General features: G+C 64.8%; 19 protein-coding genes. 8 read left to right on the top strand and 11 right to left on the bottom strand.

What is annotated here, in order from left to right; all coding sequences use genetic code 11:
- Positions 1-73: 73 nt before the first annotated feature.
- Positions 74-2,458 carry a phosphoribosylformylglycinamidine synthase subunit PurL gene (purL, locus tag GUY23_RS03695; RefSeq protein ID WP_208085462.1) on the top strand — a complete coding sequence of 795 codons (2,385 nt, stop codon included), beginning with the start codon at positions 74-76 and terminating at the stop codon, positions 2,456-2,458.
- 146 nt (positions 2,459-2,604) lie between these two features.
- On the opposite strand, the gene GUY23_RS03690 is transcribed toward purL, so the two are convergent.
- The 3 genes from GUY23_RS03690 to GUY23_RS03680 form a co-directional block, all read right to left on the bottom strand.
- A complete protein-coding gene (locus GUY23_RS03690) occupies positions 2,605-4,023 on the bottom strand; it encodes a 2-hydroxycarboxylate transporter family protein (protein ID WP_228282723.1) in 1,419 nt (472 codons plus the stop codon).
- 101 nt (positions 4,024-4,124) lie between these two features.
- Positions 4,125-4,991, bottom strand: a complete 867-nt coding sequence (locus GUY23_RS03685; RefSeq protein ID WP_228282721.1) for a hydroxymethylglutaryl-CoA lyase — start codon at positions 4,989-4,991, stop codon at positions 4,125-4,127.
- Between the two features lies 1 nt (position 4,992).
- Positions 4,993-6,240: a CaiB/BaiF CoA transferase family protein gene (locus tag GUY23_RS03680; RefSeq protein ID WP_166969847.1), complete on the bottom strand. Its 1,248-nt coding sequence runs from the start codon at positions 6,238-6,240 to the stop codon at positions 4,993-4,995.
- 93 nt (positions 6,241-6,333) lie between these two features.
- Here GUY23_RS03680 and GUY23_RS03675 point away from each other — a divergent pair, with 93 nt between their 5' ends.
- Both GUY23_RS03675 and GUY23_RS03670 read left to right on the top strand, forming a co-directional pair.
- Positions 6,334-6,924 (top strand): IclR family transcriptional regulator, encoded by a 591-nt coding sequence (locus GUY23_RS03675; RefSeq protein ID WP_208085461.1) that lies wholly within the window; start codon positions 6,334-6,336, stop codon positions 6,922-6,924.
- Between the two features lie 480 nt (positions 6,925-7,404).
- Complete coding sequence (locus tag GUY23_RS03670) at positions 7,405-8,634, top strand: cobalamin-independent methionine synthase II family protein (RefSeq protein WP_166969843.1); 1,230 nt, start codon at positions 7,405-7,407, stop codon at positions 8,632-8,634.
- 131 nt (positions 8,635-8,765) lie between these two features.
- Here the strand turns inward: GUY23_RS03670 and GUY23_RS03665 are convergent, their stop codons facing one another.
- The 7 genes from GUY23_RS03665 to GUY23_RS03635 all read right to left on the bottom strand — a co-directional run bounded on the left by GUY23_RS03665 (position 8,766) and on the right by GUY23_RS03635 (position 17,982).
- Complete coding sequence (locus tag GUY23_RS03665) at positions 8,766-10,166, bottom strand: TIGR01777 family oxidoreductase (RefSeq protein WP_166969841.1); 1,401 nt, start codon at positions 10,164-10,166, stop codon at positions 8,766-8,768.
- A gap of 128 nt (positions 10,167-10,294) precedes the next feature.
- A complete protein-coding gene (gene betC, locus GUY23_RS03660) occupies positions 10,295-11,869 on the bottom strand; it encodes a choline-sulfatase (RefSeq protein ID WP_166969839.1) in 1,575 nt (524 codons plus the stop codon).
- Positions 11,870-11,886: 17 nt separating this feature from the next.
- The gene (locus GUY23_RS03655) at positions 11,887-14,061 is read right to left on the bottom strand and encodes a BCCT family transporter (RefSeq protein WP_208085459.1); all 2,175 of its coding nucleotides are present in this window, start codon (positions 14,059-14,061) and stop codon (positions 11,887-11,889) included.
- Between the two features lie 338 nt (positions 14,062-14,399).
- Positions 14,400-14,714, bottom strand: coding sequence for a DMT family transporter (locus tag GUY23_RS03650; RefSeq protein ID WP_166969837.1), 315 nt, complete (start codon positions 14,712-14,714; stop codon positions 14,400-14,402).
- Entirely contained in the window at positions 14,711-15,070 is a 360-nt protein-coding gene (locus tag GUY23_RS03645) for an SMR family transporter (protein ID WP_166969835.1), read from the bottom strand. The genes GUY23_RS03650 and GUY23_RS03645 overlap by 4 nt, the downstream gene beginning before the upstream one ends.
- Positions 15,067-15,624, bottom strand: a complete 558-nt coding sequence (locus tag GUY23_RS03640; protein WP_166969833.1) for a TetR/AcrR family transcriptional regulator — start codon at positions 15,622-15,624, stop codon at positions 15,067-15,069. The genes GUY23_RS03645 and GUY23_RS03640 overlap by 4 nt, the downstream gene beginning before the upstream one ends.
- A 51-nt stretch (positions 15,625-15,675) precedes the next feature.
- Entirely contained in the window at positions 15,676-17,982 is a 2,307-nt protein-coding gene (locus GUY23_RS03635; protein ID WP_166969831.1) for a S9 family peptidase, read from the bottom strand.
- A 262-nt stretch (positions 17,983-18,244) separates the two neighbouring features.
- Between GUY23_RS03635 and GUY23_RS03630 the strand changes: the two genes are divergently transcribed.
- From GUY23_RS03630 to GUY23_RS03620, 3 genes are read left to right on the top strand one after another with little or no spacing between them, the layout of a single operon-like run.
- Positions 18,245-19,285, top strand: a complete 1,041-nt coding sequence (locus GUY23_RS03630) for a Bug family tripartite tricarboxylate transporter substrate binding protein (protein WP_228282719.1) — start codon at positions 18,245-18,247, stop codon at positions 19,283-19,285.
- The gene (locus tag GUY23_RS03625; RefSeq protein WP_228282717.1) at positions 19,282-19,956 is read left to right on the top strand and encodes a tripartite tricarboxylate transporter TctB family protein; all 675 of its coding nucleotides are present in this window, start codon (positions 19,282-19,284) and stop codon (positions 19,954-19,956) included. Before GUY23_RS03630 ends, GUY23_RS03625 begins: the two co-directional genes overlap by 4 nt.
- Position 19,957: 1 nt before the next feature.
- Positions 19,958-21,505: a tripartite tricarboxylate transporter permease gene (locus GUY23_RS03620; protein ID WP_166969825.1), complete on the top strand. Its 1,548-nt coding sequence runs from the start codon at positions 19,958-19,960 to the stop codon at positions 21,503-21,505.
- 216 nt (positions 21,506-21,721) lie between these two features.
- Here GUY23_RS03620 and GUY23_RS03615 read toward each other — a convergent pair whose 3' ends face one another.
- Positions 21,722-23,257 carry an MFS transporter gene (locus tag GUY23_RS03615; RefSeq protein WP_166969823.1) on the bottom strand — a complete coding sequence of 512 codons (1,536 nt, stop codon included), beginning with the start codon at positions 23,255-23,257 and terminating at the stop codon, positions 21,722-21,724.
- Between the two features lie 141 nt (positions 23,258-23,398).
- Between GUY23_RS03615 and GUY23_RS03610 the strand changes: the two genes are divergently transcribed.
- Together GUY23_RS03610 and GUY23_RS03605 are read left to right on the top strand one after the other, a co-directional pair.
- Complete coding sequence (locus GUY23_RS03610) at positions 23,399-23,920, top strand: TetR/AcrR family transcriptional regulator (protein ID WP_166969821.1); 522 nt, start codon at positions 23,399-23,401, stop codon at positions 23,918-23,920.
- A gap of 351 nt (positions 23,921-24,271) precedes the next feature.
- On the top strand, positions 24,272-25,081 hold the full coding sequence (locus GUY23_RS03605; protein WP_228282715.1) for a hypothetical protein: 810 nt from the start codon (positions 24,272-24,274) through the stop codon (positions 25,079-25,081).
- The last annotated feature ends 120 nt before the right edge of the window (positions 25,082-25,201 follow it).

The following is a 25,201-nucleotide window of genomic DNA, read 5'->3' as shown; positions in this document are numbered from 1 at the left end:
TCGCCCCGTCGGTGCGACCCCGGCTAAGATTGGCCCCGAGTGCCGTGTCGTATGAAAGGGCCCCGAAGAGGACATGACGTCAAACCTCAACTCCGCGGAATCCGCGGAGGTCGATTCCGTGCAGAACGCTTCGAAGAAGGTCAAGGAGACGGTCGAGTTCGCTGCGGCGAACCCCGACGTCGAACATCCCTTCGCCGACCTCGGCCTCAAGGCCGACGAATACGAGCAGATCAAGACGATCCTCGGACGCCGCCCCACCTCGGCGGAATTGGCCATGTATTCGGTGATGTGGTCCGAGCACTGCTCGTACAAGTCCTCGAAGGTCCACTTGTCGAAGTTCGGTGACAAGGTCACCGAGGACATGAAGAAGCACCTGCTGGTGGGCATCGGGGAAAACGCCGGCGTCGTCGACATCGGCGACGGCTGGGCGGTGACCTTCAAAGTCGAGAGCCACAACCACCCCAGCTACGTCGAGCCCCATCAGGGTGCGGCCACGGGTGTGGGCGGGATCGTGCGCGACATCATCTCGATGGGCGCCCGCCCGGTCGCGGTGATGGATCAGCTGCGCTTCGGCGACATCGACCACCCGGACACCGCCCGCGTCGTCCACGGCGTCGTCGCCGGCATCAGCAACTACGGCAACTCCCTGGGTCTGCCGAACATCGGCGGCGAGACCGTCTTCGACTCCGTCTACCAGGGAAACCCGCTGGTCAACGCTCTGGCCGTCGGCGTCATGCGACACGATGACATTCGCCTGGCCAACGCCTCGGGACTCGGCAACAAGGTCGTGCTCTTCGGTGCCCGCACCGGCGGCGACGGCATCGGCGGAGCCTCGATCCTCGCTTCTGAGTCCTTCGACGACACGAAGCCCTCGAAGCGCCCGGCCGTGCAGGTCGGTGACCCCTTCGCCGAGAAGGTGCTCATCGAATGCTGCCTCGAACTGTTCCACGCCGGTGTCGTCGAGGGCATCCAGGACCTCGGCGCAGCCGGCATCAGCTGTGCGACCTCGGAGCTGGCGTCGAACGGCGACGGCGGCATGCACATCGCCCTCGACGATGTGCTCCTGCGCGATGAGACGCTCACCCCTGAGGAGATCCTCATGTCGGAGTCGCAGGAACGGATGATGGCCGTCGTCCGACCCGACCGCCTCGACGAGTTCCTCGCCATCGTCGGCAAGTGGGAGGTCGAGACCTCCGTGCTCGGCGAGGTCACCGACACCGATCGCCTCGTCATCGAATGGCACGGCGACGTCATCGTCGATGTGCCGCCGCGCTCGGTCGCCCACGACGGCCCCGTGTACAACCGTCCGATGGTTGAGCCCTCATGGACCGCCGAGGTGGCTGCGAATACCGTCGAATCCGCCGGGCTGGCGCGTGCGTCGACCGACGATGAACTGCGTTCGACCGTGCTCGAGCTCGCGGGTGCCCCGAACCTCGCGTCGAAGTCGTGGATCACCTCGCAGTACGACAAGTACGTTCAGGGCAACACCGCACAGGCGTACCCGGATGATGCCGGCGTCGTCCGCGTGGACGAGGAGACCGGCCTCGGCGTGGCCATCGCCACCGATGCCAACGGCCGCTACGGCTACCTCGATCCTGCCCGTGGGGCGCAACTGGCACTGGCCGAGGCCTACCGCAACGTCACCACTGCCGGGGCCATCCCCCGCGCGGTCACCGACTGCCTCAACTTCGGCTCCCCCGAGGACCCGGAGATCATGTGGCAGTTCGCTCAGTCCGTTGAGGCGCTGGCCGAGGCGTGCCAGGACCTCGGCATCCCCGTCACCGGCGGCAACGTCTCCCTGTACAACCAGACCGGCGGCGTGGCCATCCACCCGACCCCGGTCGTCGGTGTGCTCGGCGTCTTCGACGACGTCACCCGCGCCACCCCCAGCGGCTGGAAGGAACCGGGCCAGACCATCTATCTGCTCGGGACCACCGACGCCGAGCTCGACGGATCGGCGTGGGCCGACGTCACGGCCGGCCACCTCGGCGGGGTTCCTCCGCAGTACAAGCCGGAGACGGAGAAGGAGCTCGGCGAGATCCTCATCAACTGCTCGCGCGACGGCATGATCGACGCCGCGCACGACCTCTCCGAGGGCGGGCTGTCCCAAGCGCTCGTCGAATCCTGCCTGCGGTACGGCACCGGCGCGCGCATCTGGCTCGACGAGGTGTGCGAGCGCGACGGCATCGACGTGTTCACCGCGCTGTTCTCCGAGTCGACGGCCCGCGCGATCGTCGCCGTTCCGCGGTCCGAAGAGGTTCGGTTCAAGGACATGTGCACCGCTCGCCGGTTCCCGTTCGTGCGCATCGGCATGACCGATGCCGGCGACCCCGATCCGTCGCTCGACATCGTCGACCACTTCTCCATCGGCCTCGACGAACTCGGCCGGAGGCACGAAGGCACGCTGGCCGAGCGCTTCGGCTCGGCCGCTGCCGCCGCAGTCGAAGGGGCTGTGTGAGGGCCCTCGCGGACTGAGCGTCGAGTATAGCCTGAGTTCGGAGGAAGGCCCGGAGCATTTCATATAGATGCTCCGGGCCTTCTCCTTTGCGTGTGAGATGCAACGATGACCTTTGCGAGGTCACGGTACCGTCCCACCGGCCCTGATCACATGCTGAGGAACGGAACGAGCATCGAGACCAGGAACAGATTGACAGCCCCACCGAGACGAGTGCTCAGAGCAGCAAAGGGCATGAGGTGGATGCGATCGGCTGCGCTGAGCACCGAGACATCACCGCTGCCGCCGGTGTCCGCCATGACCAAGCCCGGTGTGACGGCGGCTTCGATGAAGTTGAACTTGAGAAGCCAGCCTAGGCAGCCGGCCACGAGACCAGAGCAGATGACTGCAAGCACAGTCAGCCCCATGAAAACCGGATCCGTGACCGCACCGATGACCTCGTCGATGTCGATGTAGGTGATGCTCACCGCAACGAGAAGCGCCGGGAGGAAGTAAGAAGTCATCAGATCTCCCCAGTCGGTGCTCGCTTCCTCCAGCTGACGAGGGAAAAGCCCCAGGATCTTGATCGCCGCAGCTGCGATGATCGTCCATGCGTAGGGATGAAGAAACGGCATGATGGCGCCGAGAAGAGTTCCGAGGATGAAGAGCCCGGATGAGATCGCAACTCCGATGCCGAGGTTTTGAAAGGTGGCCGCGCTCTTCTTCTTCGGCAGCGTCAGTTCATTGCGCCGACCCTGAATTCGCATGAGTTCCCCTTCACCGTTGAACCCCACGAACCACTGTTTACCGGTGCGTCCGATACCGTTGAGCAGCCCAGCGAAAACGATGCAGAAGACGTTGCCTATCACCACGGCCGCCATGAGGTCGGCCATGAAGGAAGAGGCTTCGGCCCCTGTTTGTGCCGCATACATCTGAGACATGGGGATAGCCCCGACACCGATGCCGCCGGCCATAATCGGCCCCGCGATGAAGAGGATCCCTTTGATGAATCCGAATCCGAGCAGCGCACTGATCGCGCCGATGGCCACAAAGGTGACAACAATGCATCCGAGCAGCGGCACGAGGAACCTAGGTCCCGCTGTGAGCAGCAGTGTCCTCGGCATACCCAAAACCGACCCTGCGATGACTGCAACGACGAAGAAGTCGAGAAAGCCATAGCCATCGAGGAAGTTCGTCACAACGGGAGGAACTGATCGGGGCATCAACCCGAAGTAGATGAGTATGGCCGGTACGAACGTGCATAGGAGAGTTGGGAAGCCGAAATCGCGGACCTTCGGCGCGAGTTGACCGATCATCATCAGCAGTCCCCCGAGAACGACGGTGATGCCGAAACCGACGAGCATGCTGTCCGGCAGGTTGTTCGTCAGCGCCGCGATGAGGAATGTGATGAATAGTGCTCCGAAATACAGGTAGGGCATTCCGGCGATCGTAAACAGATCTCGTTTCCGGCCGGCTGTCTTGTCTCCTTCGGGCGAAGTGGTCGGATCGTTCAGCAAACTCTCTGCGGTGGAGGTGGTGTCCTCCTGAGAGGTGCCGTCACCTTGTGATGTAGACGGAATTTCGGACATCGTTGTCCCTTTCGTTGACCAATAGATGGCGTCGCGGTCGGTCTTTAGACGTGTATTCGCTTGACCGAACGTGTACTCACTTGGACGGAGACACGTCTCGTTCAGACAGCAACGGGTGTACCCCGTGCAAGGACTTCGGCAATGAGACTCTTCGCAAAGTTCACGCCCTCCAGATCGATATCCGTCGAGAGCCCGAGTTCATGGAGGTGGGCGACGAGGTCTTCAGTCGCGATATTGCCGTGCGCTCCGGGTGCGAACGGGCAGCCACCATACCCTCCGGTGGAGGAGTCGAACTGTCTGACCCCGGCGGCGATAGCCCGATCCACTGTTTCGAATGCCCGCCCATGGGCATTGTGCAGATGCAGACTGATCTCCGCAGTCGGCATTGACCGTTTCAGCTGTTTGACGATTGATTCGACGGCGTCCGGTTCGGCCGTGCCGATGGTGTCAGCGAGTCCGATGCGTTCAATGCCGATGTCCGCGTAGGCTTCGGCGATCTCAACGACGGCGCGGCTGGGGATTGATCCCGCGAAGGGACACACAAATGCCGTGGAGACTCCGCCGCTGAATCTGACAGCCGGGTGCGCAGCGACAGCAGGAGCGAAGTCGGCGATCGCTTCAGCAGGATTCCGTCCGGCGTTTGCCCGGCTGTGTTCGGCGCTGGCAGAGACGACGAGGGTGATGTCGGTGAAACCTGCTGATGCAGCGCGGGCGATGCCTTTGCCGTTCAACGCCAGCGCCCGCCATGTGGTCTCCGCAATTGGAAGCACTCTTTCCGCGAGTAACTCGGCACCTGACATCTGCGGCACCCTCCGGGGATTGACGAATGACGCGGCTTCGATATCCCGCACTCCTGCGTGGACCAATGCCTCGGCGATCGCTGCCCGATCGTCGACTGAAGTGATCGTGGGTTCATCCTGAAGTCCGTCGCGCAGAACGACGTCGGTGATGCTGATATCCGGTCGCACCTCAGACCACCCCTTCCGTGCGGAGCTCGGTTCTCTCGGCATCGGTCAGCCCCAGCACGCCTGAGAGTACCGACTCGGTGTGTTCGCCCAGTTCGGGACCCACCCACCTGATTTGCCCCTCTGCTCCTGGAATACGCGGGACCACGCCTGGAAAGCGAATCGACTCAGTGGTTTCCCCTTCGATGCTGACTTCCATTTCCTTGAGCATTCCCCGAGCCGCAAAATGCGCGTCCGTGGAGATTCCCCGGGCGTCGTAGACAGGACCGGCAGGCACTCCGGCAGCAGCCAACTCGTCGACGGCTTCGGCGACTCCTCGTGCAAGCGTCCACGAGGTGACAATCTCGTCGAGCTCGACCTCGCGTCGGCTGCGTTCCCCTCCATCGGCCAGAGCTGGATCGTCGGCGAGGTCCGGACGACCACACAGACGCATCAGTTGTCGGAAGGGTTTGGCGGCGTTGCCGGCGATCATCACCGACTGGCCATCAGCTGTCGGGTAGCTGCCACTGGGGGCGACGCCTGGCAGATTCGCTCCACTCCGCTCTCGCACCATCCCATAAGCGTCGTAATCGGGGATCAGGGATTCCATGGCCGAATAGACCGCCTCGTAAAGGGCAACGTCGACCACGCGGACCCGATCCGATACGTGTCCGCTCTTCAACGCAAGCAGTTGGATGACTGCGCCGAGAGCACCATAGAGACCCGCCATGACATCTCCGATCGGCGCAGCAGGACGCACCGCCGGACGGTCGGCATGACCAGTCACGTGTCGCAGCCCAGCAAACGCCTCGGCGACTCCCCCGAAGCCTGCTCGGTCTCTGTACGGCCCGGTCTGACCGTAGCCAGAGATCCGCACCACGACAATGTCGCCGTTGACTGCTTTGAGCGCCTCTTCGCCGAGGCCCCATCTCTCAAGTGTGCCCGGCCGGAAGTTTTCGATGACCACGTCCGATTCGGCGACGAGTCGGCGGACGAGCTCCTGCCCCCGCTCGGTGCGCAGATCGATTGTCACCGACTGTTTATTGCGGCCAAGCGTGCGGAACATCATCGATACGTCGCCGCGTTCGCGCCGCCAGTTCCTGAGCTCATCACCGATCTTCGGGGCTTCGATCTTGATCACTTCTGCCCCGAAATCGGCGAGCAGTCGAGAAGCGAATGGGGCAGCGATGAAGTTGCCCAGCTCGAGGATACGGACTCCTTCGAGGAGCGACGCTTCTGCTCGACTGTTGAATGTGTCGGACTCCGTTGTCATTCAGTCTCCTTCATTGCTTATCATTATTTGATAAGCTACGATCATATAATGATTGGACATAATGTAACGGACGTCGGGGTCCTTGACAAGAGCATGGCCATCATCGATATCTGCGAGTCGACCCCGAGGACGGCTTCGGAGCTTGCCGATTCGCTCAGTCTTTCCATCCCCACAGTCCACCGACTGGCCCGCGCAATGGTCACACATGGGCTGCTTGCCCGCGACCGAGAAGGCTCATTCCGCCTCGGATCACGGTTCGGCAGCTCTGGACTCGGGCAGATCGCTCGAGGACCACTGCGCGAACTCGTCGCGAACACGGGAGAAGCCTGTCAGCTTTGGGTCCCGCGTGCCTCTAACCGACTGTGCCTCGTCAGCGAGTCAGCCCCACAGGAGCTCCACGTCGAACTGCGCGAGGGAACACTGCTCCCCTTGGCAGACGGCGGCACGGCCGCACGAGTCATCAATGGCGAAACCTCGACCGACGGGTGGGTGCTCACCGTCTCGGAGCGCACTCCCGGGCTGACCAGCATCAGCGCTCCGATCCATTCCGGTGACGGGCTTCTCGGCGCCGTCTGCATTGTGGCTCCCGTGGCCAGAGTCAGCAGCGACCTCGGCGAACTTTACGGCACGCGTCTGCTCGTCACAGCCTCTGCCATCGAGCGCGCCCTGCATCCCGTCGCTTGACAGTTCAGTCAGCTCAAAAGAATAGTCGGTCCTCCCATCACATCAGCGAGTTCCGCCCAGCCGATGATTCGTGACGCCAGCTGCGATGCCGGGATCAGTAGGGCCGCTGGTTCTCCTGGCAGTTCGGATCCTGGCTCTGTTGAGATGAAGGAGCGGGCCGAGTCTGCTTTGCCGCCGATCGAGGATGAGCCGCGCTGCCTAGTCGCCGCGGCCAGCGCCCCGCTGGGTGACATGAGCGCGGAGGGGCCATTGACGATGAACATGCGGGCCACAGTGAGCGCCGACAGCGAGGACGACACCGATCAATAGGATCCACCAGCGGCGATTGCGCACGATGTTCCAACCGCAGAACACCGCCGGCACACGTGACCCAAGATGACAGGGAGCACACATGCGCGATCACGAATGTGATTGCCTGAAGGGGACTGCTGCGGCACAACCGCCGCGGCCGAACTGCACGATCGACCAGAGGAGTCAGACATGGCGACGATTCGCACATCCCACGCAGGATCCTTACCCCGCACCCCCGAACTCATCGAGGCGAACAAGGTCAAACACGCCCAGTACACCGCTCGCCTCGCCGGCGAGGAGGTCACCGAGGAGCAGACGCGTGAGTTCGACGAGCTGCTGGCCGCCAGCGTGACCGACCTCGTCAAGCGCCAGAAGGATCTCGGCATCTCGCTTCCCAACGACGGCGAATACGGCCACGCCATGTCCGCCGATTTCGACTACGGCGCATGGTGGCACTACTCGTTCACCCGCACCGGCGGGCTCGAACTCGACGACGTCGACAAGTGGGATGCCCCGGCCGTCCGCTCCGAACCGGGCAATCCCGTGCTCACGAGCTTCGGCGATCGCCGCGACCGCAACCTCTTCCCGAACGTCTACTCCGACGCCGAGGCGGGCACCGACACCGGGCAGCAGCCCCAGTTCCCCAAGGCCACCGGTCCGATCTCCTACATCGGCCAGGAGCAGGTCGCCAGTGACATCGCCAACCTCAAGGCCGGCCTCGCCGCCGCCGGTTACGACGAGCGCGCCGGCTACATCAATGCGCTGTCCCCCGGCTCGGCGTCCCGCATCGCCAATGAGTACTACACGTCCGATGAGGAGTTCATCTGGGCCTGGGCCGATGTGCTGCGTGAGGAATACCTCGCCATCACCGAGGCGGGGCTGACCGTCCAGATCGACGATCCCTCCCTGGCCGAGAACTTCGACCAGATCAATCCGGAACCGTCGTTCGACGACTACCGGAAGTTCATTCAGGTGCGCATCGACGCACTCAACCATGCACTGCGCGGCATCGAGCCGGCTCAGGTCCGCATCCACACCTGCTGGGGTTCCTGGCACGGACCGCACGTCACCGACCTGCCGTTCGCCGAGATCGTCGACCAGGTGCTCACGCTCAATGCCGCCGGCATCACCTTCGAAGCCGCAAACGTCCGTCACGAACATGAATGGCGGATCTGGGAGGAGAAGAAGCTGCCCGAGGGCAAGTACATCATCCCGGGCATCGTCTCCCACGCGACCAACGTCGTCGAGCATCCCGAACTCGTCGCCGAACGCATCGGCCGATTCGCCAAGCTCGTCGGCCCCGAGAACGTCGTCGCCTCCACCGACTGCGGCCTGGGCGGACGCGTTCACCCAGAGATCGCTGTTGCCAAGCTGCAGTCGCTGACCGAAGGTGCGGAGATCGCCTCGAAGCGCTTCTGACCCGGATCTGCAGACGGAGCTCAGTAAACAGAGCTCAATCAGCAGAACCTCCAGAAACTGACGTCCCCTCCGTTCGGTTGGTGAACCGAGCGGAGGGGACTTCTGCATCTGCGGGCAACTGCGAGGGACTCTCACGCCCCGTGGCCGAGCTCCTCGTCGAAGCAGTCCGACAGCGTCGGCTGGGCGAAGCGATAGCCGGTCTCCTGCAGCTTCTCCGGCACCACCCGCTGATCAGCCAGGGCGAGTTCCTTCGCCCCGTCACGGCCGAGCATGAGCTCGGTGATGAAACCGGGCGTCGGAATCCACGCGGGTCGGCGCAGGTGGGCGGCGAGCGCCTCGGCGAATTCAGCCTGCGACACGAGCTCGGGAGCGACGGCATTGACCGGACCGCGCACATAGTCATAGAGCACCGCGTGCACATAGGCGCGGGCCACGTCGTCGAGGGAGATCCAAGCCAGGGCCTGCTCACCGCTGCCCAAGCGACCGCCGGCGCCGGCGAGGAACAGCGGCGCCTGCAGTCTGAGCAGCCCGCCCAATGAGCTGAGCACGACTCCGGTGCGGATCGACACGCGCCGGATCCCGGAGTCCTCGACTCCCGCCGCGGTCTCTTCCCACTTCTGGCACACCTCGGCGAGGAATCCATCGCCGACCGGCCCCGATTCGTCGACCGGCTCGTCGGCCTTCGACCCGTAGTAACCGACTGCCGAGGCGCAGACGAAGGCCGAGGGCCGCTTGGCCTCGGGCAGGCTGCGCATCGTTTCGACGAGCAGCCTCGTCGAGTCGATGCGCGAGGACCAGATCTCGTCCTTCGCATGTTTGGTGAACCGCGTGGCGATCGAGCGCCCGCCGAGGTGGACCACCGCATCCGCCCACGCGAGGTCCCGCGGGTTGAGGATTCCCAGGTCTGGATTCCAGTGCACCTCATACGGGAACTTCGGGGTCTCGCGCACGAGGAGTCGGACGAAATGTCCGGCGGTGGAGAACAGTGCGGCCACCTGCCGGCCGATCAGACCGCTGCCGCCGGCGATGAGGATGCGCTTCCCCTTCTTCCTGGTCAGCAGGGGCGCGTTCGTGGACTCGAGGAAGTCGATGTCCATGAGCATCCGCCGGTGCCGAGCCTCGAAGGTGACCTCGAGGTAGCGGGTGAGGCCGCGATCGACGACGTCGAAGCCCTGCGGTGCCATGGAGAATGCAACGTGGTCGTCGATCTTCGTTCCGCCCGCCACCGAGGTGAATTCGTGCGTGTGCTTCCACTGGCTCAACGGCCCCTTCTTCAGCTCGTCGACGAAGGAGAACCGCGATGGTCCTTCCGAATGCACCGAGCTGAAGGGTCGCCGCACGAGGCCGTAGGTCCCGGGCACGCTCGTCTTCACCTGCGCCACCGAGCCGGGGGCGATCGGAGGATAACTCTCCTCGACGATCTCCTGCGCCCAATGCGGTGAGAGTCTGGTCAGAGCACCCGGCTGAGCATGCCAGTCGTACGTGGTCTCCGCGCCCAGCGGGACTTCAGATGTCCACTCGAAGTTGGTCATGGCATCCCTCCTACTCCGAATGATGCCACCGGAATCTGAGGGTGTGACCGACAACTCGCCCAAGCGCAGATGAATTGTCGGCCGAGGCAGCCTCACCGTGATCGCCCTGCCGCGCAGCCGACCTCCGCTCAGCCGTCGGAGGCGGGGATCTTCCCGAAGCGGAAGGCCGACCAGAAATCCCCGCGTACGTAGCCGTGCTCGGGCTCGGGGTCGAAGTCCCAATGCCGGACCGTGCCCACCTTGAGCGCATCGGCGACGAGCTGTCGGCTGCGCTGTGAGCCGAGCACATGCTCTTCGAGGTGGTCGAGGTCGTAGCGCGATTCGAGTTCGGCGCGCATCGCCGCCAGCGTCTCGGCGTAGGCAGGATCCTCGGCACGGTTGACCAGTTCGTCCGGATCCGCGGCGAGATCGAAGAGCAGCTCCGGATCGCCCGGGCACAGGGTCAGCTTGCTATCCCCGCGCACGAGGGTGACCTGCGGACGGTAGGTGCCCTCGGCGAAGTATTCGATGACGACGTCTCGGTCCTCAGCGCCGAGCTCACCGGCGGCCTCTCGGCGGGCCGATTCGAGCAGAGACGTTCCGACGAGGCCCTCATCGATCACCGAGGTGGCCGTGCGTTCCGCATCACCCGCACCGTTCGCACCCCCGCGGGCGATCTCGACCAGGGTGGGTGCGAGGTCGACGAGGCTGACCGGGTTGCCGTAGCGGCCGGGGGCGACCACCTCGGCGGGTCCGTTCATGATGATCGGCACCCGCGAGGACCGCTCGTAGGGTGACATCTTGAACCACAGCCCCTTCTCCCCCAGCATGTCGCCGTGGTCGCTGGTGACGATGATGACGGTGTTCTTGAGAAGGTCGAGCTCCTCGAGTCGCTGCCTGATCGCACCGACGTGGTCGTCGATGTAGTTCACGGCCGCATAGTAGGCACGGCGGGCCCGGCGCACGTCCTCGATGCCGGGTTCCCGCTGGTCGAGGCCGCACATCGTGCGCAGCCGGTGGCTGTGCGGATCCGCGGCGGCATCGGGGACCTCGGGGTGGGCGGGATCGGGGATGTCCACCTCGGCGAATCGATCCCAGTTGGCCTTCGGCGGCTCATACGGGTCGTGCGGGTGGATGAACGAGGTGACCATGAGGAACGGCTGATCGGTCCCGGCCGCCTGGTTCGCGCGTTTGCGATCGTTGAGGTGGCGCAGGGTTCTGAAGATCACCTCATCGTCGAAGTCCTGCTGCACGTTCGCCGTCGCCGCGCCGGCGGTGAACACGGGGTCGGCTTCGTGGTACCACTGGAGCTTCTCTTCCAGCGGACGGTTCCAGTCGGGGACCATGTCGAGGTCGGCCGGGTAGACGTCGGTGGTCAGGCGCTGTTCGAATCCGTGGTGCTGATCGGGGCCGATGAAGTGCATGCGCCCGATGAGCGCCGTGTGGTAGCCGAGCGTGCGCAGCCGGTGGGCGAAGGTCGGCACCGAGGCTGCGAAGTCGTCGCCGTTGTCGAGGCAGTCGACGTCGGCGGGCATCCGACCGGTCATCATCGATGCCCGCGACGGTGCGCACAGCGGAGTGTTGCAGTAGGCGCGGTCGAAGACCGCACCTTCGGCGGCCAGCGCGTCCATGTTCGGGGTCAGTGCCGCCTGGTCGCCGTAGCAGCCGAGGGATTGCGCCGCCATCTGGTCGGCTTGGATGACGATGATATTCGGGGTGGTCATGGTGGTTCTCTTTTCGGTCAGGAGCGGGATTCGGGGGCGGAGTCGGAATCGGCTACCTCGGGGTCGGGGGTCCAGCCGTCGTCCCAGGTTCCGGTCTCGTAGTCGTAGCCGACGGGGTCGCCGTTCTCGTCGGTGCGCTGGTACCAGTCGGTGTAGTCCTCGTGCTCGGAGTCGATGCTCCCGTTCGCACCGTCGCCGGGCTCGGTGGGCACGACCTGGAGGGCGAAGTCGTCGCCGTAGCGGTCGGCACCGTCGACGACGGCGTTGTCGACGGCATTGAGCGCGTACTGCCGTCGCAGCGCGAGCGGATCCGTCCGCAGCTCCTTGAACCACGCGAAGATGATGAAGAGCATGATGACCGCGAACGGCACGGCTGTGACGATGACGAGCTGTTGGAGACCTTCGAGCGCGCTTGCATCTCCCAGGAGGAGCATGACGACGGCGATGCCGGACATCACGAGGCCCCAGAACACGACGACCCACTTCCTCGGTTCTTGGTCACCACGGCTGGCGAGCATGCCCATGACCACCGAGGCGGAGTCGGCGGAGGTGATGAAGAAGATCGCGAGGACGATGATCGCCACGAAGGGCAGCCATTCGACGTAGGGCAGGTTGTCGATGAGGGTGAAGAACACCTCGGGGGCTTCCATGCTGTCGCTGAATCCGGCTGCACCGTCACGGTACATCGAGATCGAGGTCCCGCCCATGATCCCGTAGGCGACGAAGAGCAGGGTCGAGGGAATGAAGATCGTGCCGAGGATGAACTGGCGGATGGAGCGGCCGCGGGAGATGCGGGCGATGAAGGTGCCGACGAACGGCGACCAGGATATCCACCAGGCCCAGTAGTACACGGTCCACACCGACTGGAACTCCTGCGTCTCGCTGCCCCACGACAAAGACCGCCCCATGAGGTCGAAGAGGGAGCCGAAGTACTCCATGAGCGACGAGGGCAGCAGGTTGAGCAGGAAGAGGGTCGGACCGAGGAAGAGCACGAGCGCGACGATGCCGACTGTGAGGATGATGTTGATCGACGACAGGTATCGGATGCCCTTCGAGACACCCGAGACCGCGGAGATGATGAAGCCGATGGTGAGCACGAGGATGATGACGACGAGCATGTTGTTCGTCATCGGTCCCGCCCCGGAGACGATGCTCACGCCCGTGCCGATCTGCATCGCCGCGATGCCGAGTGCTGCCGCCGTGCCGAAGAGCGTGGCGACGATGGCGAAGATGTCGACGAGCTTGCCGGCGAAGCCCTCGGTCTGCCGTTTGCCGAAGAGGGAGACGAAGATCGAGGACAGCAGCAGGGAACGTCCGCGCCGGTAGGCGGCGTAGGCGATCGCACCGCCGACCAGCGCATACATCGCCCACGCGTGGAAGCCCCAGTGGAAGTAGGTCTGTGCCATCGCGCCGTGGAGGGCTTCGGTCGTCTCCGGGTCGTTCGTCAGCGGCGGCGGGCTGATGAAGTAGGTGAGCGGTTCGGAGGGCCCGAAGAAGAGCACGCCGATGCCGATGCCCGCCGCGAAGAGCATCGCGACCCAGGAGAAGGTGCTGAACTCGGCCTTCTCGCTGTCCTTGCCCAGCGGGATCTTGCCGTAGGGCGAGAACGCGAGGATGAGGAGGGCGACGAGGATGACGATCGCGACGACGTTGAAGAACCAGCCGACGTTCATCGTCGACCAGTCATACGCCGCCTTCGCCACCGAGGCGACGCTGCCCGAATCCGTGATCCCCCAGATGACGAAGGCCACCGTCAGCGAACCGGCGATCGCGAAGATCACCTTGTCGAGGGAGTACCGACGACGCTGCTCGTCGATGGCGATCCCGGGTACGAGGATCGGGTGGGTGTTGTGCGGGTACTGCGTGTTCGTCTCGGTGTTCGTCTCGGTCGAGGTGCCGTCCTGGGGGCTCTCGCCGTAGGGGTACCGCGGACGTGCGTAGTCGAGTTTGCCGAGGCGTTTGCCGGTCTCACGGCTGACGCGCTTGGCGTCGGCACCGACTCGACGGGCGTCGGCCTTGATCCGCTCGCGGGAGACGCGGCGGTCGTTCGGCTGTGCCTCGGCGGCATCGGGCGCGGACGCAGTCGAGTCGGTGCGGGCGGAGTTCGCCCGTTCGGCGTTGTCGTCCGCGGAAGCGGACGGTCTCACATCCGAGGAGTGTTCCTCGGATCCGGGGGTGGAGTCATCGGACATAGGCGATGGCCCTTTCTCATTCGCAGGAGTGACTGGAGATCAGACATGACGGATGATCGAAAGTTCCCGGATCGCTCAGGGTTCGCTGCCGCACCATCCGATCGCCGCGCCTTCCCACGAATCGTTGGCATAGCCCTGTGTCGGGCGTGGAGCGGCGCTGTTCGGACGGGTTCGACCGCGGTCGGGTGCCGCGGTGAAACCTCTGTGTGCCATAGTTTCGGACGATAACAGTTCGCTGAGAGCTTCTCAAAGGTTTTCTTCACACACGAGACAGGACGGTTCTGCGCTGACAGTCAGCGCCGCCTCGGGGGCACCTCTTGAGAGCCTCGCGGGCGGGGTCATCCGGCTTCGACGAGGATGACGCCGACGACGATGCAGCCGATGCCGATGAGCGCGCGACGCGTCAGCGGGTCCTTCCAGATCACGCGCGAGAGCAGGCAGACCAGGGCCACGCCGCATGCGGCCCACAGGCCGTAGGCGACGCCGAGCGGCATGCCGGCGGCGAGTGTGCGGCCGAGGAGCAGGAAGGCCGCGGTGTAGCTGATGGCCACGGGGATGAACCAGATCCTGCGCTGCAGTCCGGCGCTGGCGCGCAGACACAGGGTACCCGCGACCTCGCTGAGGATGGACAGAGCGAGCCAGACCCAACTCATTCGGCCACCTCCGCCTCAGCTGTCTCGTGTGCCTCGGGGCTGCCGGATTCGACGAGGATGACGCCGATGATGATGACGGCGATGCCGATGATCGCACTGATGCTCAGCAGCTCTCCGAAGAACACCACCCCGAGCATGGCGACGAGGGCGACCCCGCTGGCCGACCAAGTGGCGTAGACCGCGCCGAGGGGCATCCCGAGTCGCTGGGTGAGGCCGAGGATGAAGAACGCGGTGGCGTAGAGGACGACGATTCCGGGGATCCAGATCGGATCGGCGACGGAGGCGCGCAGCATCAGGGTGGCGGCCACCTCGGCGAGGATCGCCGCCGCGAGGAGCAGGAGTCGGCGGGGGCTCATCCGGTGCCCTCCTGCTCGGCGGTGTCGATGAGGCCGAGCGCATGCTCGCGCACCGGGACGAGATCGGCGGCGGGGAAGACTCCGGTGGCTTCGGACATCCACGCGCCGTCGGCGCAGAAGCGAGCCGCAGTGAGCAGCGAAACGACGGTCGGGTCGAGACCCTCGACGTCGAACCAGGGGCCGAGGTGGTCTCTCCAGGCCTGCGCCAGTGTCGGGTGGTAGAGCGCGTCGGAGAAGATCCAGTAGTCGGCTCGGGAGACTTCGACGGTGGTGGCGACGGCGACGTAGGCACGATGGCGCTCGAAGCTCGAGAGTTCCTCGGCCGGTCGTCCGGTGTGCTCGCTCAGCATCTGAGCCCAGTGCGCGGCGGCATGGTCGACGAGGCCGAGCATGAGCGCTTCCTTCGACGGGAAGTGATACATCAGCCCCGGTTTGGTCAGGCCTGCTGCCTGTGCGACCGACTCGAGCGAGATCGTCACGCCCTGGATGGTGCCGTTGTCTTCGGCGAGGGTCTTCGCCGCCTCGAGGATGCGTTCACGTGTCGTCGTCTTCACGCCGCCACTTTACCATCCGGAAGGTAAAGTACGGGCGTGAAGATGCTCACCTCATGGTTCGATCTCGACGTCCGATCGGCCGAGCACGTCGAGGATCCATGCGAAGTCGAACGCGGTGTCCTTCCACGTGTCGTAGCGGCCCGAGGCACCGCCGTGTCCGGCGACCATCTCGGTCTTGAGCAGGACGTCGGCGCCGACCTCGCGCAGACGCGCCACCCATTTCGCCGGCTCCACGTAGAGGACCCGGGTGTCGTTGAGGGAGGTCACGGCCAGGATCTTCGGGTAGGCCACCTCGGCGATGTTCTCATACGGGGAGTACGAGCGCATGTACTCATAGACCTCCGGGTCGTGCAGGGGGTCACCCCATTCCTCCCATTCGATGACGGTCAGCGGCAGTTCGGGCATGAGGATCGAGGTGAGAGCGTCGACGAACGGCACGTGCGCGCTGATGCCGGCGAAGAGTTCCGGTGCCATATTCGCCACCGCGCCCATGAGCAGTCCACCCGCGGAACCGCCCGTGGCGACGAGTGTCTCCGGTGCGGTCCAGCCCGTGTCGACGAGGTGGCCGGCAACGTCGATGAAATCCGTGAACGTGTTCCGCTTCGTCGTGGTCTTGCCCTGGTCGTACCAGTGCCGCCCCATCTCCCCGCCGCCGCGGACGTGTGCGATCGCGAAGACGACTCCGCGGTCGAGCAGCGAGAGCCGACTGACGGAGAAGTACGGATCCATGCTCGCCTCGTACGAGCCGTAGCCGTAGAGGACGAGCGGTGCAGGCGCGACGGGGACCGGTTCCGGCTCATTCGCCGAGGTGGTCGCCCCGGCATCGTTCGCCGAGGTGGTGAGCGGAACGAGGTCCTTGCGATAGACCAGTGAGATCGGAACCTGTGTCCCGTCCTCGGCAGCGGCCCACAGCAGAGCCTCGTCGTAGGCGCTGAGCTCGACGGAGCCGAGCACGGGCTGGCGCTTGAGGACCGTGTCAGTGCCGTCTGCGATGCTGTGCTGATAGATCACAGTCGGTGTGGACATGGAGGTGAAGAGCACTCGGATGCTCGTCTGCGCAAACTCAGGGTTGCCCGCGAGTCCGAGGGTGCCGGTCTCCCGGTCGAAGGGCAGCTCACGCAGCGGACCGAAGGGGGAAGTGCTGGTCGACGCTGCGTCATCGCCGGCGGGTGTGGTGAGGCGGACGGTGCCGACCCGGGCGAAGCCCCCGCGACGGTAGCTGATCGCAATGAAGTCGGCGAAGGCATCGACGTCTTCGAGGCGCAGACCGTCGATGCCGTCGATGACGGGTCGGCCAGATGCGGTGGGTTCAGCGACAGGGACGTCGATGAGTTCGAAGTCGGCGCGGTTGCGGTTGTGGGTGATGAGGAACCGGTCCTCACCGCCGATGACGGCGTGTTCGACGTTGTATTCGACACCGTCGACGCGAGGCCAGACGGCCTGCGGTTCGGCTTCGAGGTCACTGGCGTCGAGACTCCAGTAGCCGGTGGTGGTCTTCGAACCGGTGACGACGAAGAGGTATTTGCCCGAGCGGGTGAAGCCCGCGCCGACGAAGTAGCGCTCATCGGGCTCGTCGAAGATGCACACGTCGTCGCTGCTGTCGGTGCCGACGAGGTGGCGCCAGACCTTTTCGGGCCGCCAGGCATCGTCGACGGTGGTGTAGAAGACGTATTGCCCGGTCGGGTCGAGGGATGCTCCGGCGAAGGTGCCCTCGATCGTGTCGGTGAGGTCGGCCCCGGTGGCGAGGTCGCGCAGTCGCAGGGTGTAGCGTTCGTCGCCGCTGGTGTCGACGCCGTAGAGCAGTCGGCTGCCGTCGTCGGAGAGCGAGAAGGATCCGAGTGCGAAGAACTCCTGCCCCTCGGCCGCGACGTTCGAGTCGAACACGACCTCTTCGCCGGGAAGCGCATCCTCGCCGACCTCCGGTGGGGTCCAGTCGTCGGGCCCGGTGACGGGCACACGGACGCTGATGCCATAGTCGAGTCCGGCCTTGGTGCGGGAGAAGTACCAGAAGCTACCGCGCCGGCTCGGCACGGACATATCCGTCTCCTTGATGCGGGTCTTGATCTCGGTGAAGATCGACTCCTGCAGTCCCTCGAGATGGTTCGTCCGCGCTTTCGTCCAGGCGTTCTCGGCTTCGAGGTGGGCGATGACCTCCGGCGACTCCTTCTCCCGCAGCCACTCGTAGTCGTCGACGAAGGTGTGTCCGTGGTGGGTGCGTTCGACGGGGACCTTCTTGGCCACAGGCGCCGAGGTGGGCGTCACACCAGCGCCGGTCTTGGAGTCGGCATCGTTGCTGGAGTCGGCATCGTTGCTGGAGCCCACCGTGGAGCCTGCCTGTTGAGAATCGGAGTGCGTCATGCCCCTACCCTAGCGACTGCAATGATCCTCACTTACCGCTGCGGTCGAAGATCACGCCTCCCACGACGAGATTTTCCGCCGCAGCGATAAGTGAGCGGTAAGTGAGCGACGAGCGGCGAGTGCGGCGACAATCATCCATCGCGCAGAATGCACACAACGCAATCAATGAGCAGAATGCGCTGAGTGAGCACAACCTCGCTGTCCCCGCCCAGCGACCTTTAAGGTGAGTCTCACATCACACTTGTCTTCAAAGGAGAAGTCCGTGCCAAAGGCGCCACCTCCCGAGGATTCCGAATCCTCTCCTCCCTCACATCCCACGCGTCGCATGTTCGGTCGCATCGCCTACGGGGCGATCGCTCTGGCCGCGATCGGAACGGCGACGACCTACTCGGTCAGGGCCGCCTCGGCGAAGGGCGATCTGACCTCGAATCTCACGCTCATCGCCCCGGCCGGCGCCGGCGGCGGTTGGGACGGCTTCGCCCGTGAGACCCAGCAGTCCATGCGCGTGACCGCCCTGGCCAACAATGCGCAGGTCGTCAACATCCCCGGGGCCGGCGGCACCATCGGCCTCGGCAAGTTCTCGACCATGCACGGTCAGGCCGATACGATCCTGGCGACCGGCACCGCCATGACCGGCGGCATCGCACTCAACAAGTCCCCCGTCGGCTATGACGACACCACCCTGCTCGCGCGGGTGGCCGAGGACTACGACGTGCTCATCACTGCCGCCGATGCCCCTTACGACACGATCGACGATGTCATTGCGGCGTGGAAGCAGAAGCCGAAGGACTTCGTGTGGACGGGCGGCTCGGCCGGATCCGTCGACCACCTGACCATCGCCCAACTCGCCCTGCTCGGCAAGATCCCCGCCTCGGACATCACCTACATTCCGAAGTCCGGCGGCGGTGAGGCGATCCAGACGCTGCTCTCGGGCACGACCGACTTCGCCTCCTGCGGCTTCAACGAGGTCTCCGACCAGATCGACGCCGGACGGGTCAAGGCCATCGGCGTGGCCGCTCCCGAACGCGTCAAGGGCTTCGAGGATGTGCCCACCATGTCCGAGCAGGGCTACAAGGTCACGCTGACGAACTGGCGCGGCTGGCTCGGCGCCCCGGACATCACCGGCGACGAATCCTCCCAGCTGCTCGAGGTGCTGGGGAAGACCCGCGACAGCGACGCATGGAAGGACGCCCTCGATCGGAACCAATGGACCGATGTGTGGCTGACCGGCGACGAATTCGCCGAGTTCATCAAGGAGGACACCTCCCGGGTGGAGAAGCTGCTGAAGGAGCTGGGACTGTGAGCACGCAGACGAAGACGAACACGGCCAGGACGGGCCACCTCGGCGCAGGGACCTGGTGGCAGGGCCGGTCGGGACTGCTCGTTCCGCTCATCATGGGCGCGTTCTCGACCTATCTGCTCGTCGGGCTGCTGACCATGGAGGTCGCCGAGGATGCCGATAAACCGGGGCCGCAGTTCTTCCCGATGATCATCATGATCGCAGGCTACGTGCTCACGGTCCTGTTGGTCATCGCGTATATCCGCAACCCCGAACCGGTCGACGTCGCCGACGATGTACCGGCTGAGGCCGAAGAGGACACGGCGTTCTCGACTCCGGTCACCTCGGCGGTGGCGGCCTCTCGCCTGTCCCCGCATGAGGAGGACGAATCCGAGGATGACCGACGGGCGCTGGCCGCGGCGCGGGCAGCCGATGCGAAGCACCGCACGCACTCAGACTTCGTATCCCTGGCCTGGGGCGCCGGCGGTTTCGCAGCCTTCGCCCTCATACTCGAATTCGCCGGCTGGATCATCGCCGCCGCGCTCCTGTTCTGGTGTGTAGCCCGGTCGATGGGCTCGAAGAAGCCCCTGTTCGACCTCACGCTGGCACTGACGTTCTCGTCCCTGGTCTACATCGCCTTCTCGGTGCTGCTGGGGCTCAACCTTCCTTCGGGAATTCTGGGAGGCGGGTTCTGATATGGACGCTCTCATGTCCCTCTTCGAGGGCTTCTCACACGCCCTGACTCCGATGAACCTGCTGTGGGTGCTCGTCGGCTGCTTCCTCGGTACCGCCGTAGGCGTGCTGCCGGGTCTCGGATCGTCGATGGCGGTGGCGCTGCTGCTGCCGATGACCTTCGCGCTCGACCCCACGGGTGCGTTCATCATGTTCGCCGGTGTCTACTTCGGTGGTCTCTTCGGCGACTCGACGATGGCCATCCTCATGAACACTCCGGGTCAGGCCTCGGCGATCGCGTCGACCTTCGAAGGCCACAAGATGGCCAAGGCGGGCCGAGCACCGCAGGCACTCGCCACGGCCGCGATCGGCGCCTTCATCGGCGGGTTCATCTCCTGCTGCCTCGTCGTCTTCGTCGCTCCAGCGCTGGCGGATCTGTCGACGAGCTTCGGCCCGGCCGAGTTCTTCGCCCTTGCGCTCTTCGCCTTCGTCGCCACCTCCTCGGTGGTCGCCGACTCTGTGCTCAAGGGTCTCATGGCACTGGTTCTGGGCATCGGCTTCACCGTCATCGGCATCGACTCGGTCTCGGGTACGGAGCGCTTCACCTTCGGCGTTCCCGAGCTCTTCGACGGTGTCTCTCTGGTCACGGTGACCGTGGGTGTGCTGGCCCTCGGAGAGGTGTTCTTCATCGCCTCCCGGATCCGCCGTGAGGCGAAGGACAACACGATCAATTCATCGGGGCGCCCGTTCCTCTCCCGCAAAGAGGTCGGCGAGGCGCTGCCGGCGTGGCTGCGCGGCACCGCGATCGGTCTGCCCTTCGGTGTCATCCCCGTCGGCGGTGCCGATGTGCCGACGTTCATGGCCTATGGTCTCGAGCGCAAGCTCGACTCCCGCCGGAAGGATCCGCAGTTCGGCAAGGGTGCGATCCGCGGTCTGGCCGGCCCCGAGGCTGCCGGTTCGGCGACGACGGGCATCGCCATGGGTGCGCTGTTGGCTCTGGGTCTGCCGATCTCGGCGACGGCGGCGATCATGCTCGCGGCGTTCCGTCAGTACGGCATCCAACCCGGCCCGCTGCTCTTCGACCGCTCGCCCGAGCTCGTCTGGGGCCTGCTGGCCAGCTTCTTCGTCGCGATGATCGTGCTGCTCATCATCAACCTGCCGTTCGCTCCCCTGTGGGCGAAGCTGCTGAAGATCCCGGACCCGTACCTCTACGGCGGCATCGCGGTCTTCTGCGGCCTGGGCATCTATGCGACCTCGTCGTCGACGTTCGAGCTGCTGATCCTACTGGCCATCGGCATCATCAGCTTCGTGCTCAAGCGCTACGGTGTGCCGCTGGCCCCGCTGATGATCGGCATGGTGCTCGGACCGCTCGCCGAGTCGAGTCTGCGCGACGCCCTGCTGGCCTCCGGCGGTCATGCGTCGACACTCGTGTCCTCGCCGATCACGGTCGTCATCTACGTCGTCCTCATCGCTGCGCTCATCTACACCGGCGTCGGCCGGGTACTGGCGCGCCGGCGGCAGAAGGTCGCGGCGCAGAAGGCCCCCGCTTCGGCGACTTCGTCACAGAGCTGAGTCTCGCAGGGCTGAGCCACAGCGCAGAAGGCGGCCGATCCCATCATGGGGTCGGCCGCCTTCGTCATACCTGCGGCAGCTGGCTGAGCGCACCCTCCCCGCCTCGTTCAAGCGGCAGCGACAACCGTCGATAGGTGCACGGTTCGACAGAAGAGCGCCGTCTTGAACGAGGACGCCGGCCCCGGCCGCCGGGTGCCGAAGGTCACCCGTCGCCGCCTATGCGTCCTGGCCGGCGCTGCCGGGCATAAGGCGATCCGCTCCCTTGAGCCCGAAGCTCGTGAGCACCGCGGCGATGAGGACGAGGACGACAGCGGCACCTGCGGCCCACTGCACGCCGAGGTCGAAGGCGTTCACAGCCGCCTCGGTGATCCGCTCCCCTGCGATCGCGGTCATCCTTTCAGCGTGCTCGAGGGCGGAGCCGAGCGTATCGAACTCCGAACTGCTTGCTCGGTCCCCGATCGCCGACTGCAGCGCGGATCCGTAGACGAAGGTCGACAGTCCCCCGAGGACGGTGGTGCCGAGCACCGACCCGAATTCGTAGGCGGTCTCCGATATCGCCGAGGCGGCACCCGCTTTGTGCGCCGGCACTGCGGCGAGGATGAGGTCGTTCGTGATGACCTCGGCCGCGCCGAGACCGATGCCGAGGATGAGGAAGGCCAGCAGCATGCCTGCCACCGAATGTTCGGGCACGAAGGCGACGATGCCCATCCCGATCGCATTGAGTGCCAGCGCGCACGGCACGACGACCCGCGGCTCGAAACGCGCGACGATCGGCACGGCGAGGTAGCCGGCCGCGATCGAGGTGGCCAGCCCCGGGATGAGTACGAAAGCCGCCTCGACCGGTGAGAGGCCGAGCACGAGCTGAAGCAGCTGGGTGCCGAAGTAGAGGAATCCGGCCAACCCCATGACGCTCAGCAGGTTCGAGGCCACCGCCGAGGTGAAGACTCGGTTGGTGAAGAGTCTGACGTCGAGCATCGGATTCGGCGTGGCCAGCTGGCGGAGCACGAAGCTCGCTCCGGCGACGATCGCCACGGACAGGCTGGCCCAGAAGAGGAGGTCGATGCCTGCGGACATCGCGTGTTTGATCGCGTAGACGAGTGGGGCGAGGGCGAGCATCGACAGCACGATGGAGAACAGGTCGAAACGACCAGGGTCGGGGTCGCGCGATTCGGGCAGAAGCAGTGCCGCGGCCGGAATGAAGAGGGCGATCAGCGGCAGGTTGATGAAGAATACCGAGCTCCAGTGGAAGTGCTCGAGCAGGATGCCGCCGAGGATCGGGCCGAGCGCGGCACCACCGGAGAACATCGCAGCCCAGGTGGCGATCGCGATCCGGCGGTCCTTGTCGTGGAAGAAGATATTGCGGATCAGCGACAGCGTCGAAGGCATGAGTGTGGCGCCGAAGAGACCGAGCAGGGCGCGGGCGAGAATGAGCATCTCGGCCGACGTCGAGAACGCAGCGAGCAGTGAGGCCGCTCCGAATCCGGCAGATCCGATGATGAGCAGCTTCCGACGGCCGACACGATCACCGAGGCTGCCCATCGCCACCAACAGACCGGCGAGCATGAGCGGGTAGATATCGACGATCCACAGCAGCTGCACCCCGGTTGGGTGCAGCCCGGTACTGATAGCGGGAATGGCGAACCCGAGCACCGTGTTGTCGATGGAGATCAGCAGCACAGGGATCATGAGCACAGCCAGGCCGGCCCATTCGCGCCGGCCAGCGCGCAGCTGTGGAGTGAGTGTCGTCGTCATGGACTCTACTGTACCGTCTGGACGGTATAGTTGAAAAGTGGTGGCGCCGCTCTGAGTGGAACGCGCAGGCAGTGCGCAGACGGCACCGCCGAACCGACGCACCGAGGATCCCGTGTTCGCATATCGACTAGGCTCGTGAGCATGGCACGCAATCCGACCGAGACCCGTGAGAAGCTGCTCGACGCTTTCGACACCCTCCTCGACGACCACGGCACGTCGGGAACGACGCTCGACGCGGTGGCCGCGAAGGCGGGAGTCTCCAAGGGCGGACTGCTCTATCACTTCGGGTCGAAGGCGGAACTCATCAAGGGCAGCCTCGAGAGGCTCGACCGCCTCGTCGCAGAGGATGTCGAGGAGATGAAAGCCGCCGGCGATCGTCTCCACTACTACTATCTCGAAACCTCGGCGGAGGTCGGCACTCCCCTCGACCGCAGCCTCATCGCCGCCGGATGCCTGGCCTTGGAGAACGAGGATGCGAAGGCGACGCTGCGGCGCACACGTGAGGCCTGGTTCAACACGCTCAACGACCACCTCGGCGATGCGGATCTGGCGATGACGATCCAACTCATCGGCGACGGCATGTACTTCAATCAGAACTTCGGGCTCTCGCAGGACGAGGCGCTTGAGCATGTGAAGCGGATTCTCACGCGCCTGGGACTGTGAGTAGAGATCCCCTTCGTCGGGCTCTCACACTTCCCGAGGGTTGAGTTCCGGACGATCCGTGCGGGAAACCTGCGCCGAATCCCGCACTCATCGTCCTGAACTCGGTTGGCGATTTCCTATCGACTCAAGCGCGACAGCCTGTGGATAGCGAAACTTCATCCACAGGGTCAAATCTCACCGTTCAGTTCTCCCGCCGAATGAACGATGCTGATGCCTATGTCCAATGGTGCCCGCTGGCAGATGCATGACTTCGCGCAAGTGTTTCGTACCCGAGATCATGGCGCACGAGGAATCACCAGACACAGCGTCTACAACTCCGCACGCTACGAGAAGGTGCTCCCTGGCGTGCGCATGGACAAGGAGAGATTCGACCGACGCCCGACTCCGATCTGGGCCGATGCGGATTGGCTCTTCGATGCACAAAGACTCCGAGCAGCACTCCTCCTCTATCCGGGCATCGCGGCCTGTCATGCGATGGCTGCTCGACTCTATGGATGGCCGCTGCCGTCGAATTGGCTCACCCCACAACTCCACCTCGCTACCGCGAATCCGAACTTCCGAATCCGACTCGCCCAGGCCACCCTCCACCGCACGGCGTCGATGTCGGTCAGGCAATGGTTCGGCCTACCGATCATCTCCCCCGAAGATGTCTTCATCGGCTTCGGCGGCGACCTACTTCACCGCGATCTAGTCAAACTCGGCGATGCGGCCGTCGGCAACTGGCACGGCCCGCCCCAGATCGGACTCGACGAGCTGCGCAGCTGTGTGCTCAATCGACCGTTCGTCCGCGGTCGACGACGGCTCGTCGATGCCCTCGACCGCGTCCGCGAATCGGTCGACTCTCCACCGGAGACTGACCTTCGACTGTGGGCCGTCGAAGTTGGCCTCCCAGAACCTGTGGTTCACCCGAAGGTTCATTGCCACATTATTGGGCGTGTGGTCGAACCGGACCTCGGCTACCCGGACGCCAAGCTCGCTTTGGAGTACGAAGGTGCCCACCACTTCCAATCCAAGCGGCAGCGTGTGAGCGATCTCAACCGTGATGAGGGACTGCGCGCCGAGGGATGGACCGTCCTACATGTGACGAGCACCGTGAACTATCGTCAGCTCGAGACGAAGATCCGCCACTATCTGGGGCTGCCCGATCCGCACAAGCCTTAGATGTACCCTGCTCGAGCGCATCAGACCGCCAAACACAGCGAGTTCCGGACGATGCGTGCGGGAATAGGCGCTGGCATCCCGCACGGATCGTCCGGAACTCGCCGGAATCAACCCGCCCAC

It is taken from the genome of Brevibacterium atlanticum (assembly GCF_011617245.1).
Classification (GTDB): Bacteria; Actinomycetota; Actinomycetes; order Actinomycetales; family Brevibacteriaceae; genus Brevibacterium; species Brevibacterium atlanticum.
Note: the sequence above shows the minus strand (reverse complement) of the source record. Positions and strands in the feature narration are given on the sequence as shown.

Bases quoted from the DNA above. Each gene is read 5' to 3' on its own strand.
- purL (WP_208085462.1), top strand. From the start codon at position 74: ATGACGTCAAACCTCAACTCCGCGGAATCCGCGGAGGTCGATTCCGTG.
- GUY23_RS03690 (WP_228282723.1), bottom strand. From the start codon at position 4,023: ATGTCCGAAATTCCGTCTACATCACAAGGTGACGGCACCTCTCAGGAG.
- GUY23_RS03680 (WP_166969847.1), bottom strand. From the start codon at position 6,240: ATGACAACGGAGTCCGACACATTCAACAGTCGAGCAGAAGCGTCGCTC.
- GUY23_RS03675 (WP_208085461.1), top strand. From the start codon at position 6,334: ATGGCCATCATCGATATCTGCGAGTCGACCCCGAGGACGGCTTCGGAG.
- GUY23_RS03670 (WP_166969843.1), top strand. From the start codon at position 7,405: ATGGCGACGATTCGCACATCCCACGCAGGATCCTTACCCCGCACCCCC.
- GUY23_RS03665 (WP_166969841.1), bottom strand. From the start codon at position 10,166: ATGACCAACTTCGAGTGGACATCTGAAGTCCCGCTGGGCGCGGAGACC.
- betC (WP_166969839.1), bottom strand. From the start codon at position 11,869: ATGACCACCCCGAATATCATCGTCATCCAAGCCGACCAGATGGCGGCG.
- GUY23_RS03655 (WP_208085459.1), bottom strand. From the start codon at position 14,061: ATGTCCGATGACTCCACCCCCGGATCCGAGGAACACTCCTCGGATGTG.
- GUY23_RS03650 (WP_166969837.1), bottom strand. From the start codon at position 14,714: ATGAGTTGGGTCTGGCTCGCTCTGTCCATCCTCAGCGAGGTCGCGGGT.
- GUY23_RS03645 (WP_166969835.1), bottom strand. From the start codon at position 15,070: ATGAGCCCCCGCCGACTCCTGCTCCTCGCGGCGGCGATCCTCGCCGAG.
- GUY23_RS03635 (WP_166969831.1), bottom strand. From the start codon at position 17,982: ATGACGCACTCCGATTCTCAACAGGCAGGCTCCACGGTGGGCTCCAGC.
- GUY23_RS03620 (WP_166969825.1), top strand. From the start codon at position 19,958: ATGGACGCTCTCATGTCCCTCTTCGAGGGCTTCTCACACGCCCTGACT.
- GUY23_RS03615 (WP_166969823.1), bottom strand. From the start codon at position 23,257: ATGACGACGACACTCACTCCACAGCTGCGCGCTGGCCGGCGCGAATGG.
- GUY23_RS03610 (WP_166969821.1), top strand. From the start codon at position 23,399: ATGGCACGCAATCCGACCGAGACCCGTGAGAAGCTGCTCGACGCTTTC.
- GUY23_RS03605 (WP_228282715.1), top strand. From the start codon at position 24,272: ATGGACAAGGAGAGATTCGACCGACGCCCGACTCCGATCTGGGCCGAT.